Genomic DNA, 16,039 nt, shown 5'->3' with positions numbered 1-16,039 from the left:
CACATCTTGTTATAAAAACAGATGTGCTTATTTTTTAATTTCTATGCATTTTTACGTTTTAAGAAAATCACTCCACCAACAATTAACAGTAATGCTCCTGCAGCCATAGAGATCCAACTTGTAAGATTAGTACCTGTTTGCGGTAACCATCCAATTTTAGATTGAATTTCTTTCTTAAGTTGTGGTTGTTCTTTTACTTGCTCGTTAGGTTGCTCTGGTGTTGGCGTATTTTTACCTGAATTTGGCTGTTCTGGTTTTGGTTGTTCCGATTTTCCCTCTTTAAATTTCACTGTTTGTCCCTTATCTTCAATTTCAGCGTGAATAGCTACTAATATATTATCTTGATACAGTTCTTCAAATACTACTACTTCTTTACCTTGTAATGCAGAAGCATTGAAAGTGAAGTCTAATGTGATAGAACCATTCTTCTCTTTAGCAGTAAACTTAGATTCTACTGTTACTTCTTTACCATCAACTAATAATGGCTTGTTTGTTGCTTTATCCACTAGTTTACCTTTTACTACGTACTCTTTACCCACGATTAAGTCTTTGTATTCCACTTTATCTTGGATTGTTACAGTTTTAGAAGCGTCTAACTCTTTAGAACCATCAGCTTTATTTGTAGCTGTCGTTTTAATAGAAGGCTCTACAAATCGAACTGTTTGACCTACATCGTTAATATCAGCGTGAGTTGCAATTACTTGCCCTTCATGTAATAAGTCTTCGAACACAACTACTTCTCTTCCTTGCTGTTCAGCACCAACAAAAGTAAAGTCTAATGTTACAAAACCGTTCTTTTCTTTTGCAGTAAATTTAGTCTCAGCTGTTACTTCTTTACCATCAATTAGTAATGCTTTGTTAATAGCTTTGTTCATTAATTTTCCTTTTACAGTGTACTCTTTACCAACAACTAAGTTAGTGTACTCCACTTTATCCTGGATTGTGATAGAATCCTTTGAATGAATCTCTTTTCCACCATCAGCTTTGTTTGTTGCTGTCGTTTTTACTGATGGCTTAACGAACTTAACTGTTTGACCTTTATCATTGATATCAGCATGTGTCGTAACAACTTTTCCGTCTTTCAGTAACTCTTCGAATACTACTACTTCTTTTTCTTCTAAACCAGTTGCATCAAAAGTGAAATCTAGTGTAATAGAACCATTTGCTTCTTTTGGTGTAAACTTCGTTTCAACAGTTACTTCTTTACCATTTACAACTAATGGTTTATTAGTCTCTTTATTCATTAATTTACCTTTTAAATTGTACTCTTCACCTACTTGTAGGTCTTTGTATTCCACTTTATCTTGGATTGTTACAGACTTAGACGTGTGCATTTCTTTTGTACCATCTGTTTTATCAGTAGCTGTTGTTTTTATTGAAGGAATCTTTTCATCTTTGACAATGTGTTTAATGATTTGACCATTCTCTTTAATTTCAAAAGAGAACGTTTCTTCATTTAATACATAACCTTTTGGTGCAACAGTTTCTTTATATGTGTATTTTCCAAATGGTAACTTTTCAAATTTAGCGATTCCTTTATCGTCTGTTTTTCCTTTTACTACTTCTTTTCCTGCTTCGTTATAAATCGTAAATTCTGCATTTGGAAGCTTGTTATTTCCATCAGCTACATCTACCTTTGTAATTTCTAGATCACCTTTGATAAGATGATTAACTGCCAATAACTCAATAACCTTTCCATGTTCCTTTATTTCGAACATAATCGGTTCTTTAACAAGAACGTAACCATTTGGAGAAGCCTTTTCTACAAATGAATATTTACCATACGCTAAATCTTTGACGTTAATCTCACCATTTTTATCTGTCTTATATTCCCCAACTACTTTTCCACTTGCATCTTTTAGCTCGAATGCTGCACCTTCTAATTTTTTACTAATATCTTCATTATCTACTTTTAGTAATTTTACACTACCTTTCACTTCGGTATTTTCCACTGTAAAATTAAGTGTTTTATTGTGCTCTTTAATTTCAAAAGGATACTTTGTTTTATTTCCAATATATCCATTAGGTGTTTTTGTCTCTAAGAAATAATATTTACCATACGTAAGATCTTCAACGTTTGCAATTCCATTTTCTTTTGTTACTACTTTTTTCACTTCTTTTCCATCTTCAGTGAAGACTGTGAATTCAACATTTGGTAAAATCTTTCCTGAATCACTAAGCTTTTTAATTTCGATGTTACCTTTTACTTTGTTATTTACTATTTGGACAGCTCCTGTTTCCCCTGTCTTAACTTCAATAGTTTGTGGTTTATCATCTGAAACATAGCCTGTTGGTGCTTTAATTTCTTTTAATGTGTAAGTACCAATTGGTAAGTTGTTTAATTCTGCCATACCATCAGCACCAGTCGTGATTTTTCCGACTGATTCATTATTTGCATTAAAGACCTCAAATACTGCACCAGCTAAAACTTCTCCATTTTCTCCAACCTTTTTAATTTTTAAAGAACCAGCTGCTTCCCAATTTACTGCAAGATCACTACTAAGCTTTTCTTCATTTCTCTCTAATAGTACTGTAGCATTCTGAACAGTATCCGTACCACGATAAGCAATTGCTTGAACTTTAGTTAAATTAGCAGCAACACTTAAATTAAATTCACCCGTTTTTGTATTCTTAGGAATTTGGATACGAAATTTTTCTCCAACTGAAAGCTGATCTTTCACTTCTCCATTTTCACTAACAATTCTAACTCCATTAGGTGCATTTTTCGCTACTACCTTATAAGAACCACTCTTAGCATTTGTTTGTACTGAATATAGATTTGTTTCGAAGAATTCACCCTTTAATTCTGCTTTTTGCTTTTCAGCAGGAATCACATTCATAAAAACATCTTGAGTCTCTTCACTATTGTTAGCATTACTAATAATAGCCTTAGCTGCTTTTTCAACATTTTTATTCTCATGTTTTAATTCATTTACATCGAGTTGACCTAATGCATTCCAAACCGCAAGTTGCGTTGCATAATGCGCTTCATTTTTATTAGCTACTCCCAGCTGTTCAGCACTTTTTTGCGGGAAACCATTTAATAAGACTCTATATACTACATTATCTGTTTTCCCCATTTCAGGAAGATCTTCACCATTTGGTGATTTTAATCCAAGGGTTAAGCAATAAGCAATTTGACCACTTGAATTTTTAATCATTTCAGTGCGAATGTACTTACCTAGACTATTACTATAACTCCAGTCCATTGAATATTTCTCATGCGTCATAACCTCTGCACTAGCCCTAGGTAAAAATACATTAAGGAATAATGCCAGTACTGATAATAATGTAAAAACTCTTATAATGACTCTCTTACCCAATTTTGTAACCTCCCTAGAATAAATTAATCCGAGTATATATCGCAATATCTAAAACATTCACGATCGACCCAATTATCATTATAAAACAATAAATTACAAATATTAAATAATTTTAATAAAATAGTCAAAAAATTTACACATTTTATTATTTATCAAGTTTTTTAACGAATTTACTATATACAAATTCTAAAACACGCCTACAATTTAAAAGACAAATATGTATGTTAAATATATAAATAGCAATTCCTTTACTCCAGTTATTAAGCTTTCCCCTATTAAAAATAGCCTTTTCATTTTCTTGTTAACCTGAGTAATTTATACACCTCTTTTAATCTATTACATTCCTCCATTTAAATATAAAGGTGACTTCTCGTTCAAATAATAAAGCGAAACTTTAATCCGCCCGATTCCCACCTAACTTCTTTGCTTTCATTGAATTTTTGGGCGGGAGTCTTACTGCCCAAAAATAACGGGATATATTATGCAATATTGCATTTGATAATCATTTTCATTGTAACTATAATGATTACAGGATTACTGTTAATCTAATATTCTACATGGAGGTTTTATTATGTTTAAAAAAATTATTGTATCTTCTATGGCGCTTACTATGTTCGGTGGAGCTGCAACTATGCTAGAGGCACCTACTGCTCAAGCAGCTTCTTATAACTCAACGTCATCCTCTTACTTTGATGTCACTCCTGAAGAGGCTGTGGCTTTCTATCAATCTCAAGACTATAAAAAATTAAAAGTATTTTTGGATGACTTTGAAGCTAGAAACCCTTATACTCCAGGTGGAGGCTACGCTCAAGGGAGTGTACGTATGCAAAAATTCAACGATGCTCTTAGAGATGCCAAATTAACAAATGTCTACCAAGAATTTATTAGAATCTCATACTACAATCATTATCCAGAACCAAAATAATAACAACAGATTAAATGTTTATTATTTCTATAACTTAGCCTAATTTTAAATGTATAACCTAAAAATAATTACTAAAAACCACTCATATAAGGGTGGTTTTTCTATTTCCCCATATAATTTAGCGGAATGTTACATCATCTTTATTTTAATATCTTTTATAGTAGACATTCTCTCGTTGACACAATCTAGTAGGTTAGCAATGGGGATATCAAAATATATTTATAATTATTTTCTGTTTAATAGCAAAAAACGAACACCCTCTCACAATTAGATAAGGTGCTCGTTTTCATTTTTATCGGTAATTCTCAATTCATTTTAGCTTCTTTCCAATAAGCAAAGATTAAATTAACTTAAAAACAAAGCTTTTTAAATTTAATTCACAGATCTTACTGAAACTTGGAATTGCCCCTTAGAACCATCATCATTTGAAACGTAAATTTTATATGTTCCATTCGGTAATGGAGATAAAGCATTCCGTACATTTGTAACATTAATTTGTTGTTCTCCAGGTTTTATATAACCACCAACAATTAGCTCTGTATTTGGACCTTTTACACTATATCCCATTGTATTTTGACCATTATTTTTCATAGAGAAGCTTAAGTCAGTACTCCCATCATATACGAAAGAAGTTACAGCCTCGCCACTATAATTCATTGTTTGGGTTAATAATAAGTCTGCAGAAACATGTTCAACTACATGAATTGGATCATTCGTTTTGTGTACTTCTTCAGCATAAGTATTATTCCCTAACACACCAAGTGTTAATGCTGAAACTACTCCACAACTAAGCACTAGTTTATTTAACTTCATTTTAAGTTCCCCCTTGATGTTTGTATTCTATTACCATCATACATCCTTTTTTAAGTGCGTTTTTATGTAATAATTCATATCTATAAACCTATATATTTAAACTTTTCGCCTTAATAGTTATTGAGAAAGCCCCATAGATAAAGCTACAATATTACACTTCATAAAAAACATGTAAATTTTAAAGTCTTTTTCTAACAAAGTTTTATACGAGTAAGTACCAAAATACTCAAATAAATAGCATTTCTATTTCAGATAAAATGTACTAATAAAATTTTTCTAAAATTTCACTTTGTAATTTGATATATTCCATGTTAATATAACGAAGGCTACAAAACAGGAGTCACCACGCATATCTTTTTCACAGAATATTCATACTTAAAAAGACTTATTTTATCAGTAACTCAATCCAAATTTCACCTATACAAAAGTTAGTTTATGATTTCATATGTACATAAATTTAAATAGATTTTTTATCTATTATTTTTTTCTATTTTCCTTATCAATTTTAATACGAGTAATATAACAGCACTTTTCAAGTACCCTTCCTTTTTTAGATAAAAAGTCTACTAATACTAAACATCTATGTCCAACTCATACATAATTCTACTTACAAACTATCGGAGATGCAAAACTATGGGAATTTCTACTCTTTTATTAAATACCTTTATTATAATAATTTGTATCCTTAGCTATCACGTATTTTGGCTAGAGTTTAAAGAAAAAATAACATGTAATAATATGTTATTTTCTATCCTTTCCTCCATTGCTATTATTTTTTGTATGACTTTTCCTTTTCATTTACATGTGGGATTTATTTATGATTTACGTTTTATTCCTATTATATTAGTTTTTCTATATGGAAATACAAAAAACATTGTTTTTATAGGAATTTTATATCTTTCTTACCGGTTTTACTTAGGCGGAAATGGCGTTCTTCCATCATTTATTATCTTTACTATCATTTCTGTTATAACAATGCTCTTTCGTTACTTATTACCTATGTATTTTAAAGAAAAAAAGATATTATTAAGCTTACTTCTTATTTTAGTATGTACAGCTTCCCTTTCTATTTGCGGTATTGTAACTCAAATAAATACAGGAGGTAAAATAGACTCTACTCTCATAGAATTTTTATTAAATTATATAGTCATTAATATTTTCACAGTATTATTATCAGTTTATTTTATAGAGGAAATGATTGAGAAATATAAAATGAAAGAAAAACTGCAACGGGCTGAAAAATTTTATATAGCTAGCGAACTAGCAGCGTCAATTGCACACGAAATCCACAATCCACTAACCACGGTACATGGATTCACTCAATTATTAAATGAAAAACATGCCTCTAAGCTATCTCAGGATCAATACTTAGAAATCATGTTAATTGAAATGCAGCAAATACAATCTACTATTAATAACTATTTATCTTTAACCAAACCACAGAATACCCTAAAAGAAAAAATAGATATTAATCACATTTTAAATCAGGTGAAAGATACTATTTCACCACTCGCTCTATCATACAAAGTTGAAATCAAACAAAATAGTACAGATTCCTTTTATATAAATGGGGACCCCGAAAAATTCAAACTCTGTCTAAACAACATCATCCAAAACGGAATTGAGGCTATGAAAAATGGTGGATTATTACAAATAAATATACAAAAAATAAAAGGAAATATCATAATTGATATTATTGATTCAGGAATTGGGATGTCATCTCAACAAATAAAACGAATTGCTTTGCCATTCTATTCAACAACAGAAAAAGGAACTGGGCTTGGTACTATGATTGCTTATAGTATTATTAGAGAATTAAACGGAGATATAGAAATAGAGAGTGAATTAGGTAAAGGGACACGCTTTTCTATTAGTATCCCTTGCTAATGTGATAACAATTTTCTGTTTAGTTAATTACATAAATGAATTTTAAGAATCCCGCTAGCTAGCTTACTTATTAATTATCTTAAATTCATATGCGTTAATTAAATATAATAAGGATCAGAGCCTATCTATTGTTACAGATACACTCTGATCCTTTAGTTTAATTCAATTAAAAACACTTAATATTTATAACTTTTCTTACATCGTGATGAAATACTAGTTCATCTATTTTATCTTATTTACTGATTAGATTGGTTTAATATAAATATAACATCTCGCGACACTTAATTTGTTATTATCATTAGAGACATTGCCTGCAGTTGTTTTTTCATTAAAGTACAGACCTTTTTCCATTCATTGAACAAGATAACTCCCCTTTTACTACTTCACTTCCACCGTATAATTCCCTGTCCCCCCGCCATACTGATACACATGTAAATAATACTTCCCTGGATACGTATAGTAACTACCTACTAGTTTATTCCCTTGTTGCTGAGCATACGTAACATAATTATTTAAATCTGCTTCAGAATAAAGTACCCAGTTCATTCCAATATTATTTTCATTCGTTACGTTAATTTGAAGGTTTTTAGCAGTCTCCACATTAATTTCAAAGAAATCACTTGTATCGCCATTTCCTAAACTAGCACGTAAAACTTGATTTAACTGCAATTTGTTTGCTGTTTGGAATGAGTTATTCGGTTCTTTTTCTACACTGTTATCTTCTTTCTTTTGAACAGTTACAGTCGCTGTAGCAGTATTAGTTGCTCCTTTATCGTCTGTTACCGTTAATTTCGTCGTATACGTTCCTTCTTTTGTATATACGTGAGTTGGATTTTGCTCATTACTTACTGCTCCATCACCAAACTCCCATTTATACGAAGTAATTTTCCCGTCTTCATCTTTTGATCCGTCGCTTGTAAATGAAATTGCTTCATTTACATTTCCGCTATACGGACCGTTTATAACTGCAACTGGTGCTTTATTCTCTACACCTTCTTCTGTATTAATACCGTGGAACACAACATCATATTCAAATTGTCCTGATGTATTCACGCGATAATTTACAAAGTATGCTGTTACTGTTTTATAGCCTGTCCATTCCTTTGCACTTAAACGTTTTAACGTATCATTAACGTTTTGTGTAATTGTTTTCCAATCTTCATATTCTCCTTTTGCTGCAGTTCCTGTATATGTTCCTTGTAGTGTGAATGTATTAAAGAACTGTGATTTATTTTTCTTCACTGATACATTTTTCAATTTTGCTTCCGCTGTTATTTCTGCTGCAATATCTGAAACTGGCTTCGATGCATGATTCGCTAAATAATCGTCTGATACTAATGGCACATTATATTTCTCACGATTATCAACTAGCATTTGCATATAGTCCTGATATTCTTTATTTAAATTCGCATCTTTACTTAATGTAGAGCGATATGCATCATATGCTGTTACATCATTTTTCCTAATAAGATCATGTATTTTATCGAACATATCATATCTCTTATTGTACATATACGATTGTAAAGCAAAGGAATAATTATAGAAATCCCACGTTCCATACTTTGCATTTAACGTTCGCTCTGCCGTATAACGCTCTGCTGGATTTGAAGATAATCCTCCTATAATACTCTTTCTCGGTACAACATTATCCGTTCTCGTTGCCCCTGCAAAAAATTCAGCATTTCCTTCTTCAAACCAAGATAATCTTTCATTTTCATATATTTTCCCTTGTCCCCATAACCCTGGTACTTCATATCTACCTTGTAAATAATGCGTGAACTCGTGTCTGAATAATTCTTCTAAACTATAAATACTTTCTTCTGGCGTACGCTCATAAGTAAAGAACGTACCTGTTCCTTCTATATAAAGACCACCGTTATTCGTTTCATAACCGTACAATTGACGATTAAATTGATATTCTGCTGGGCTATTATAAATAACCATCGTTAATACATCATCAGGATTTCCTTTTTCTAAAGGTTGATCACTTTCAACCGTACGATGGAATTGTGCCTTTACTTCTTTTGCCGCCCAATATAAACGTTTTACTTTTTCTTCTGTCACTTTATCTCCAGCTTTTAAAACAATTGCCCCATCATCAAACGTATACGTTTTTGGCAAATATTTTTTCTTTCCATCTTCTCTTATTTGATCTAAATTCACCACTTTACCATTTGCATCTTTTCCGCCATAATTCGTTGCAATTTGCTCAGCAGCTACGAAATATTGCTCCCCTAAATACGGATACATTTTCATCGCATCTGTTACAACTTGTAACCCTTTCGTTCCTGTACTATGGAACATACCGAGTCTACCTGTATAATAAATGCCATTATTAATAAGCCAACCGTTTTTTGCTGTAATCGTTCTCATTAATGCAAAACGACTTAATTCATTAATATAACTATCTATTTTCTGATACCATACTGTATCTTTCGGTGCTTTCCTCGTATCGTACAAATACGATTGAATGTCGTAATCAACACCTTGCATAATATCGTAAATAGCATTTCCAGCTGAAAGATTATCTACTAATGTAGAAAAATTATCATTATATTGTTTAAAAATCTTTGCAGCCGATGTTATCGTTTCCACATCGCTCGAAGCGTTTCCTATTAACTTTCCGTATGATGATACCACTCTATTTTGCTCTAATGTACCCAGCTTAAAATTTGAATTGTTAGCCATCGCTTTTAATGCAGGTAAGCATTTATCATGATAACTCCGTTCATTTAATTTACTAAGTTCCGAATTATAAAATCCTAAATAAAATCCTGAACGTAATACCTCTACTAATGTCTCAATCCCTTTTGAATCATCCTTCGTATAGGCTTGTCCTTGCTGCTTCAATTTATCAATAATCGTCTGCATCCTACTATCATTTTGATAGAATGCTAGACTGTCTGTATTAAACTGAAATAGCCCCGTAATTTGCTCCCAATCAATTGTTACAAGTAAATCTACTAACTGCTGATTGCTTAATTGATTTAATTCGGCAATTGTATAAGTTTTCGCTACAGCTAATTGCTTACTTTCTTTTTTCACCTCAGGTGGTCTTTGTGATAAATCGGCAAATTGTAACCTTTTCTCAAAAGACTTGCTTTCGAGCACTTTCGATGAATGAGCTAATTCTTGTACTGGTAGTTGTACACCGACTGGCTCCATTTTGAGCACATTTCGATAAGAAACTTGCTCTCCCTTAGTATCTTCTGTCAAACTTACCCCTTGAAAACTCCCTAACATTAAACTAGCAAAACTTACCCCTACTAACATTTTCTTTGAATAGCCTTTCATGCTCTCCCCTACCTTACATTTTTAGTGTCCCGATCCATTATTTTACTTTTTTTACTTTTTGTCCTGTATTGAGAAAAAATAAGGTAACGTTCACACATGTATCCATTCCATATAAAATTAACGCTTGACTTTCCGTGCATTTTATATCAAAAAAGATAGATAATAGCAAAATTCCTGCTACATCTATCCTCATTTTCAACACTATGATTTTAACTTTATAAATGTAACTTCCGGTAATGTTTGCATGTGCTGAATAAACTCATTCTTTTCTTCTGACGATATATTTTTCAGTTGCATCCCTACCTTATAAACAGTTTCTGTACTTTGCTGTGAAGCTTCCACCTCATATGAGAGTATTGGGATGCCTTTCACTTGTAGTGTTTCTAATATTTGTTGTACCGCTTCATGTTTATTTACAAACATTTGCACTGTTATATTTTGTGGAAATAAAAATTGCACCTTAAAAATACGACTTACAATTTCTAAACCAATTAAAACGAGAATCGTCGCTCCAATACCTACTACATACATTCCCGCTCCAATTGCTAATCCTATGCCGGCAGTAGCCCATAAACCAGCCGCGGTCGTTAATCCTTTCACCGCCTGCTTTTGAATAATAATTGTGCCTGCACCTAAAAAACCAACTCCACTAACGACTTGTGCTGCAATACGACTTGGGTCTAGAGACATATGCTCTTCAAACACAATATCTGAAAAGGCATATTTCGAAACAACCATTATTAACGCACTTCCTACCGCTACGAGGAAATGAGTCTTTAATCCAGCTTCTTTCGATCGAATTTCTCTTTCAATACCAATCATTGCTCCTAACAAGCCAGCAACACCGATTCGTATAATAAAATCAAAATCTACACTCACGGGCACTTCCCCCTTTCATTCATTATAGATAGATAAAACAAAAATTATCACAAACATCCTTTTATTTACATATAGGGGTACCGCTAAAATATACTTAATACTCCGACCGTTTTATGTTAATATTTAAAAGATTAACATGAAATAAATAACTTCTAATTTTAAACCTTCACTAATTTTCTAAAAAATCAAAGATGAATTACGTGAAATTAGGTTGAGAAACTATGGAAAACGCTTTCAATTTGTATCGTAATTTTTTATAAAAACTATATAAATAAAGGAGCTTACTAACAATGAACGTCTCATTACTCACACCTACTACTGATTTACAAGAAGAATACTTAGATTTCTATAACGAATGGAAAGATAGCGGTGAAACAATGATCCCGTGGGTTATCTCAAAAAATCCTGCCAACTTCCCAGCTATAGTTCAAGAACTTCTCGATGCGCATAACGGAATAAATATCCCTGAAACTTGGGTACCAGACTCTACATATTGGCTTGTTACAGATGAAAATAAAATTGTGGGAGCTGTTAATATACGTCATAGTTTAACCAAACATTTATTTAACGCTGGCGGTCACATTGGTTATGGCATTCGCCCTTCTGAAAGAAGAAAAGGTTATGCTACGAAGTTACTAGCATTATCATTAGAAAAAACGAAGAAGTTAGACATCACGAAAGTACTTGTCGTTTGCGATGCTGTGAATACCGCTTCTGAAAAAACGATTTTGCATAACGGCGGGATTCGTGATGATGATTTCACTGAGGAAGATGGGAATATAGTAAGAAGATATTGGATTGAGCTATGAATAATCACAAATAAGCGAGAAAGTGATTATACACTTTCTCGCTTATTTTACACTGCTTCTATTTCAAACTGCACTGTAATACCACTTGGATCTACCACCACAAACCCATTTGTAGTTTCATTTATTTCATGTTGTTTTTCTATTAATCTTTCTTTCACTTCGTCTAACGCTTCTTTATGCGGTAGTACAATAGCATATACCTTTAGTCCAGTTGCATATACTGGTGGGTGTGGATTGTTTACTCCGTTCCACGTATTTGCACCAATATGGTGATGATATCCCCCTGCTGAAATAAATAAGCAATCCTCTTCACGCTGTTGTACTTCAAAACCTACTGTTTCCACATAAAATTCATGTGATTTCTCTACATCAGCTATTCGTAAATGTACGTGCCCAACGACAGTATTAGCAGGCAAACCATCAAAATCATAATCAACGAGTGTCGCCAATTCTTTTAAATCAAGTGGTGTACTTCCTCCTGGCCCTTCTCCCCATTGATCGCGCGGACGGTCTGCATAAATTTCAATACCATTCCCCTCTAAATCTTGCAAATAAAAAGCTTCGCTATATGTATGATCACTTGCACTATTAAACCTTGAAATTGGTAAAATTTCATTTGAATATGTATAACGCCCTTCTTGCTCATCCGGGCTGTCAATTACATTTTTATTACGAAGAACCCCAAATAGCGCAGAAGCAAAAGCTTCACGAGTCGGAACTAAAAAGGCTACATGATATATACCAGTCGTACGCGGTTCTTGCAGTACCCCGTCCTCTAACTTTTCAAGAACAAGTAACGCGTTCTTTCCACCTTTTCCAGATAAATATGCTTTATTCCCCTCTTGCTTAATTACCTCTAATCCTACAACATTTTCATAAAAAGCAATTTGACGCTCTAAATCTTTCACTTTAAATTCAATATGACCAATACGTGTTTTCGGATGAATTTGTACCATGAATAACTCCATCTCCTTATCCCTATATTTTCCCATTACATATAACCGTTACTATGAAGGATACAACTAAAATCATCCTATGTAAATAAGAAAAGTCAGAATTTACATACATTTTTATTTTCATAATAAAAAAGCCACCTTTTCTAAATTTCAGAAAAGGTGGCTTTATAACTCTTATCTCATTTTATGTACTTCAGCAACTAGTTTTCCACCCTGAATGCCCATATAAAGCTTCACAGGTGCATCATTCGTATTTTCAAATACTAAATCTAAATATGGATATGCAATTGTAGCATCTCTTCCTTGTGGAACATAACCTACCGTTTTAGAATGTGTAGTTCTCTCCACCATTTTCAGGCCAGCTTGATCTGCTGCATTGTATAAAGTTGAAGATGTTTGACAAACACCACCACCATATCCATCTACTAATTTACCATCAACTATTTCTTTCCCTAATTGATATCCTTTATCTGGTGTTGTATCACCGATTAATGAATTAAAAGAGAAACGGTCTCCTTTTGCTAACACAACTCCATTTATGCTCGCTGCTGACAAACGAATATTCTCAATACGGCCACCTGTTGAACCACCTAAGTTCGTTTCATATCTACCAATTACCGTACCATTTCCTTGCGCATCACTTAATGTTGCGACTGGTTTTTTCTCCACGATCGGCAACTGATACGTAGCATCCCACATACCAACGTTTAACAATTTATCTACTAATTCTTTTTCCAATAATTCATAAGAAGGTTTTCCTTCTTGCCAACTTCCATCAGGTGCTATACGTGAAGGAACCATTTTTTTGTCGACGCTTTTTCCAACCTCACCAACAACCTTTGTTACAGACTTTTTAAATTTCGCTTCATCTTCAAAATAGCCTAAACCAGATAAATCTAATTTTTTCACTTCAGTACCAGTTCGACCATCAACTAAACTAATAGTATCCTGTACTTCTGCTTTAGCCTCTACAGTGTGCCCACCAATATCACTTACCAATGCAACATCACTTACTTTTGCACCACAGCCACTCATTATAGCTACACATAACACCCCAACTAATATACCCTTTACTTTACGGAACAATATACTCTCTCCCTTTCCCCAACATCACTATTATGTATTTATTTCATTTTTATGTATGTTTTGTTACAATCATTTTACAATATGTTTATAAAATGTTACAAGTTATTTTTCACTCTATATAAATTACTCTTTTCTTTTATAAATGTCTATACATATTTACATAAAAGTTTGAGTTTGATAGAATTGTAACTTTTATGTAAACTCCCCCTTTTATCCAGTATATACCATTAAGCAAAAGAAATACAAATCAAAAACCCTCAAGCTATTTTTTATAAAGTGAAACTTTAATCAGTGGGGGTTTTACGGGCATCCCGACCTTCTTTGTTTCTGCTGAATTTTGACATGGGGGTCTTATTGCCCAGCAAATAGCGGGATAAAGAGAAATCCCGTCAACATAAATAGGTATTTGCCGTGCCACCGCTCCGCTTTTGCACATACATTATGGTGTATTCAACCTATTTTAAAGAAATGGAGGATGTTATTATGTATCCCTACAATCCATATGATCCATATAATCAATATGCGTACCAACAACCACAGTATGACTTACAAACACAATATCAATCTTATATAGATCAAGCAGAGCACACGAATCCATACGACCAAAATAGACAATTCCAACTTCCAATCTCTTTTCCTGGCACTGGAAATCGTCAATTAGAAAGACGCGTAAATGAGCTTGAACAAAGAGTACGTCAACTAGAAAATACAGTTGAGCGCCATACACGTAGACTCAACCGCTTAAACCAACGTTTACGCACAGTAGAAAACAGACTAAACATTCCATTCGCAGCATTAGAAGACGGATTTTAATCGAGAAAATAAAGATTATATAAAGGAAGGGGCTTCCCCTTCCTTATATAAATTGACGAAAGTTTTTTCCATCTCTATACTGATAAGAGTTAATGAAATGAAACAAGGTGATAAATATGGATTTTGAAATAAATTATCTTTCCTTTTATGTTGTACAAGTAGAAGGAAAAGGTGAAGCAGTTGATAAACGCTACAAACATTTTCAAACTTTAGATGCTGAAGAATATGAAGATAGTTCCTTAAAAGAATTTTTGAATGGTGAGTTATTAAAAATATCGAAGCGAAAAGTAGAACGTCATGCAAAAACAGAACAAGCCCCAACAAAAATTGGTCGCTTTATTGTAGAAGAAGGGCACGAACTTGATTCAAACCCTCATTACAACCTTTTTAATCGTATTCGCTTTGCAGAAACAAAAGAAAACTTTAAAGATATGAGCGAACCTCTCGTTTATACATATCTTGACACAAGCGCTGTACGTGGTGGTGTATTTTTAATTGCTCAGGCAAAACTACGCAAATACTTTGATGATCCATTCGTATTCGTAATGAAATGCGACTTTGAACCAAAGGTTGCTTCTATTTCTGATGAATCAACACTGATTCGTAACGTTGAAATGGCCATCACAACAAAGAATATGAAATCTATCCAATATCCGTACATGCCTGAAGAAGGTATGGTTGAAGTAGGCGAACTAAAAATACACCAAGCATCACATGCCCGCTACTTTGAAGACTTCTTAAAATTCGTCGAATATGAACGCTCTATGCCTGAAATTATGAAAACACAAGTAATGGACATGGTATACGACCAAATTGAAGATGTATTTGAAGAAGGTACGGAAGAACGCGAACAATTCGACCAAGCGATGGAAGTATGGGCTGCCAGTCCGAAACGCGAAATTATGGAACAATTTTCAACTGAAGAAGTAATGGAAGCAACCGCTCAAATCGTCGAGCATGCTCCTGAAGTGGAATTAAAACTAAAAGCCGATCATATCTCTGTGAAGGCGTTGCTTGCGGATTTTGGGGATCAAATACATATTGCGAAGGTAAATGATCGATATGTACTTATGATTGAAGCAGACACACTTACATTTGAAAAAGGCTTCTCTCCTATTGAGTTTCTGAAGCCAGATGAGCTGCAAGATGTGATTGAGCGGATTGAGAATAAGCAGCAGTATTCGTTTGATCCGAGCGGTATTGAATAAAGTGAAACTTTAATCAGTGGGGTTTTGTTCATCCCCCACTAATTAT

General features: G+C 33.2%; 11 protein-coding genes. 5 read left to right on the top strand and 6 right to left on the bottom strand.

Annotated features, from left to right (window positions below):
• Positions 1-41: 41 nt before the first annotated feature.
• Positions 42-3,323 carry a VaFE repeat-containing surface-anchored protein gene (locus tag AU379_RS06700; RefSeq protein WP_061139035.1) on the bottom strand — a complete coding sequence of 1,094 codons (3,282 nt, stop codon included), beginning with the start codon at positions 3,321-3,323 and terminating at the stop codon, positions 42-44.
• 571 nt (positions 3,324-3,894) lie between these two features.
• Here AU379_RS06700 and AU379_RS06695 point away from each other — a divergent pair.
• Positions 3,895-4,248 (top strand): hypothetical protein, encoded by a 354-nt coding sequence (locus tag AU379_RS06695; protein ID WP_000473483.1) that lies wholly within the window; start codon positions 3,895-3,897, stop codon positions 4,246-4,248.
• A 372-nt stretch (positions 4,249-4,620) separates the two neighbouring features.
• Here the strand turns inward: AU379_RS06695 and AU379_RS06690 are convergent, their stop codons facing one another.
• A complete protein-coding gene (locus AU379_RS06690; protein ID WP_000773526.1) occupies positions 4,621-5,061 on the bottom strand; it encodes a hypothetical protein in 441 nt (146 codons plus the stop codon).
• Between the two features lie 633 nt (positions 5,062-5,694).
• Between AU379_RS06690 and AU379_RS06685 the strand changes: the two genes are divergently transcribed.
• Complete coding sequence (locus tag AU379_RS06685; RefSeq protein ID WP_061139034.1) at positions 5,695-6,948, top strand: HAMP domain-containing sensor histidine kinase; 1,254 nt, start codon at positions 5,695-5,697, stop codon at positions 6,946-6,948.
• A 378-nt stretch (positions 6,949-7,326) separates the two neighbouring features.
• Here AU379_RS06685 and colA read toward each other — a convergent pair whose 3' ends face one another.
• Positions 7,327-10,242, bottom strand: coding sequence for a collagenase ColA (colA, locus tag AU379_RS06680; protein WP_061139033.1), 2,916 nt, complete (start codon positions 10,240-10,242; stop codon positions 7,327-7,329).
• 201 nt (positions 10,243-10,443) lie between these two features.
• Positions 10,444-11,121, bottom strand: coding sequence for an MgtC/SapB family protein (locus AU379_RS06675; RefSeq protein WP_000109721.1), 678 nt, complete (start codon positions 11,119-11,121; stop codon positions 10,444-10,446).
• A gap of 290 nt (positions 11,122-11,411) precedes the next feature.
• Between AU379_RS06675 and AU379_RS06670 the strand changes: the two genes are divergently transcribed.
• Positions 11,412-11,930 (top strand): GNAT family N-acetyltransferase, encoded by a 519-nt coding sequence (locus tag AU379_RS06670; RefSeq protein WP_061139032.1) that lies wholly within the window; start codon positions 11,412-11,414, stop codon positions 11,928-11,930.
• 47 nt (positions 11,931-11,977) lie between these two features.
• Here the strand turns inward: AU379_RS06670 and AU379_RS06665 are convergent, their stop codons facing one another.
• Both AU379_RS06665 and AU379_RS06660 read right to left on the bottom strand, forming a co-directional pair.
• Positions 11,978-12,886 (bottom strand): VOC family protein, encoded by a 909-nt coding sequence (locus AU379_RS06665; protein WP_061139031.1) that lies wholly within the window; start codon positions 12,884-12,886, stop codon positions 11,978-11,980.
• A 174-nt stretch (positions 12,887-13,060) separates the two neighbouring features.
• Positions 13,061-13,972: a VanW family protein gene (locus tag AU379_RS06660; protein ID WP_000488970.1), complete on the bottom strand. Its 912-nt coding sequence runs from the start codon at positions 13,970-13,972 to the stop codon at positions 13,061-13,063.
• A 483-nt stretch (positions 13,973-14,455) separates the two neighbouring features.
• Between AU379_RS06660 and AU379_RS06655 the strand changes: the two genes are divergently transcribed.
• Positions 14,456-14,785 carry a hypothetical protein gene (locus tag AU379_RS06655; RefSeq protein WP_000283715.1) on the top strand — a complete coding sequence of 110 codons (330 nt, stop codon included), beginning with the start codon at positions 14,456-14,458 and terminating at the stop codon, positions 14,783-14,785.
• Between the two features lie 116 nt (positions 14,786-14,901).
• Complete coding sequence (locus AU379_RS06650; protein ID WP_000345046.1) at positions 14,902-15,993, top strand: DUF3900 domain-containing protein; 1,092 nt, start codon at positions 14,902-14,904, stop codon at positions 15,991-15,993.
• The last annotated feature ends 46 nt before the right edge of the window (positions 15,994-16,039 follow it).

This window comes from Bacillus sp. JH7, assembly GCF_001563515.1.
GTDB lineage: Bacteria > Bacillota > Bacilli > Bacillales > Bacillaceae_G > Bacillus_A > Bacillus_A cereus.
The sequence above is the reverse complement of the archived record's forward strand: the minus strand, read 5'-3'. Positions and strand labels throughout refer to the sequence as shown.

Coding starts and splice junctions, on each gene's coding strand:
- AU379_RS06695 (WP_000473483.1), top strand. CDS start 3,895: ATGTTTAAAAAAATTATTGTATCTTCTATGGCGCTTACTATGTTCGGT.
- AU379_RS06690 (WP_000773526.1), bottom strand. CDS start 5,061: ATGAAGTTAAATAAACTAGTGCTTAGTTGTGGAGTAGTTTCAGCATTA.
- AU379_RS06685 (WP_061139034.1), top strand. CDS start 5,695: ATGGGAATTTCTACTCTTTTATTAAATACCTTTATTATAATAATTTGT.
- colA (WP_061139033.1), bottom strand. CDS start 10,242: ATGAAAGGCTATTCAAAGAAAATGTTAGTAGGGGTAAGTTTTGCTAGT.
- AU379_RS06670 (WP_061139032.1), top strand. CDS start 11,412: ATGAACGTCTCATTACTCACACCTACTACTGATTTACAAGAAGAATAC.
- AU379_RS06665 (WP_061139031.1), bottom strand. CDS start 12,886: ATGGTACAAATTCATCCGAAAACACGTATTGGTCATATTGAATTTAAA.
- AU379_RS06655 (WP_000283715.1), top strand. CDS start 14,456: ATGTATCCCTACAATCCATATGATCCATATAATCAATATGCGTACCAA.
- AU379_RS06650 (WP_000345046.1), top strand. CDS start 14,902: ATGGATTTTGAAATAAATTATCTTTCCTTTTATGTTGTACAAGTAGAA.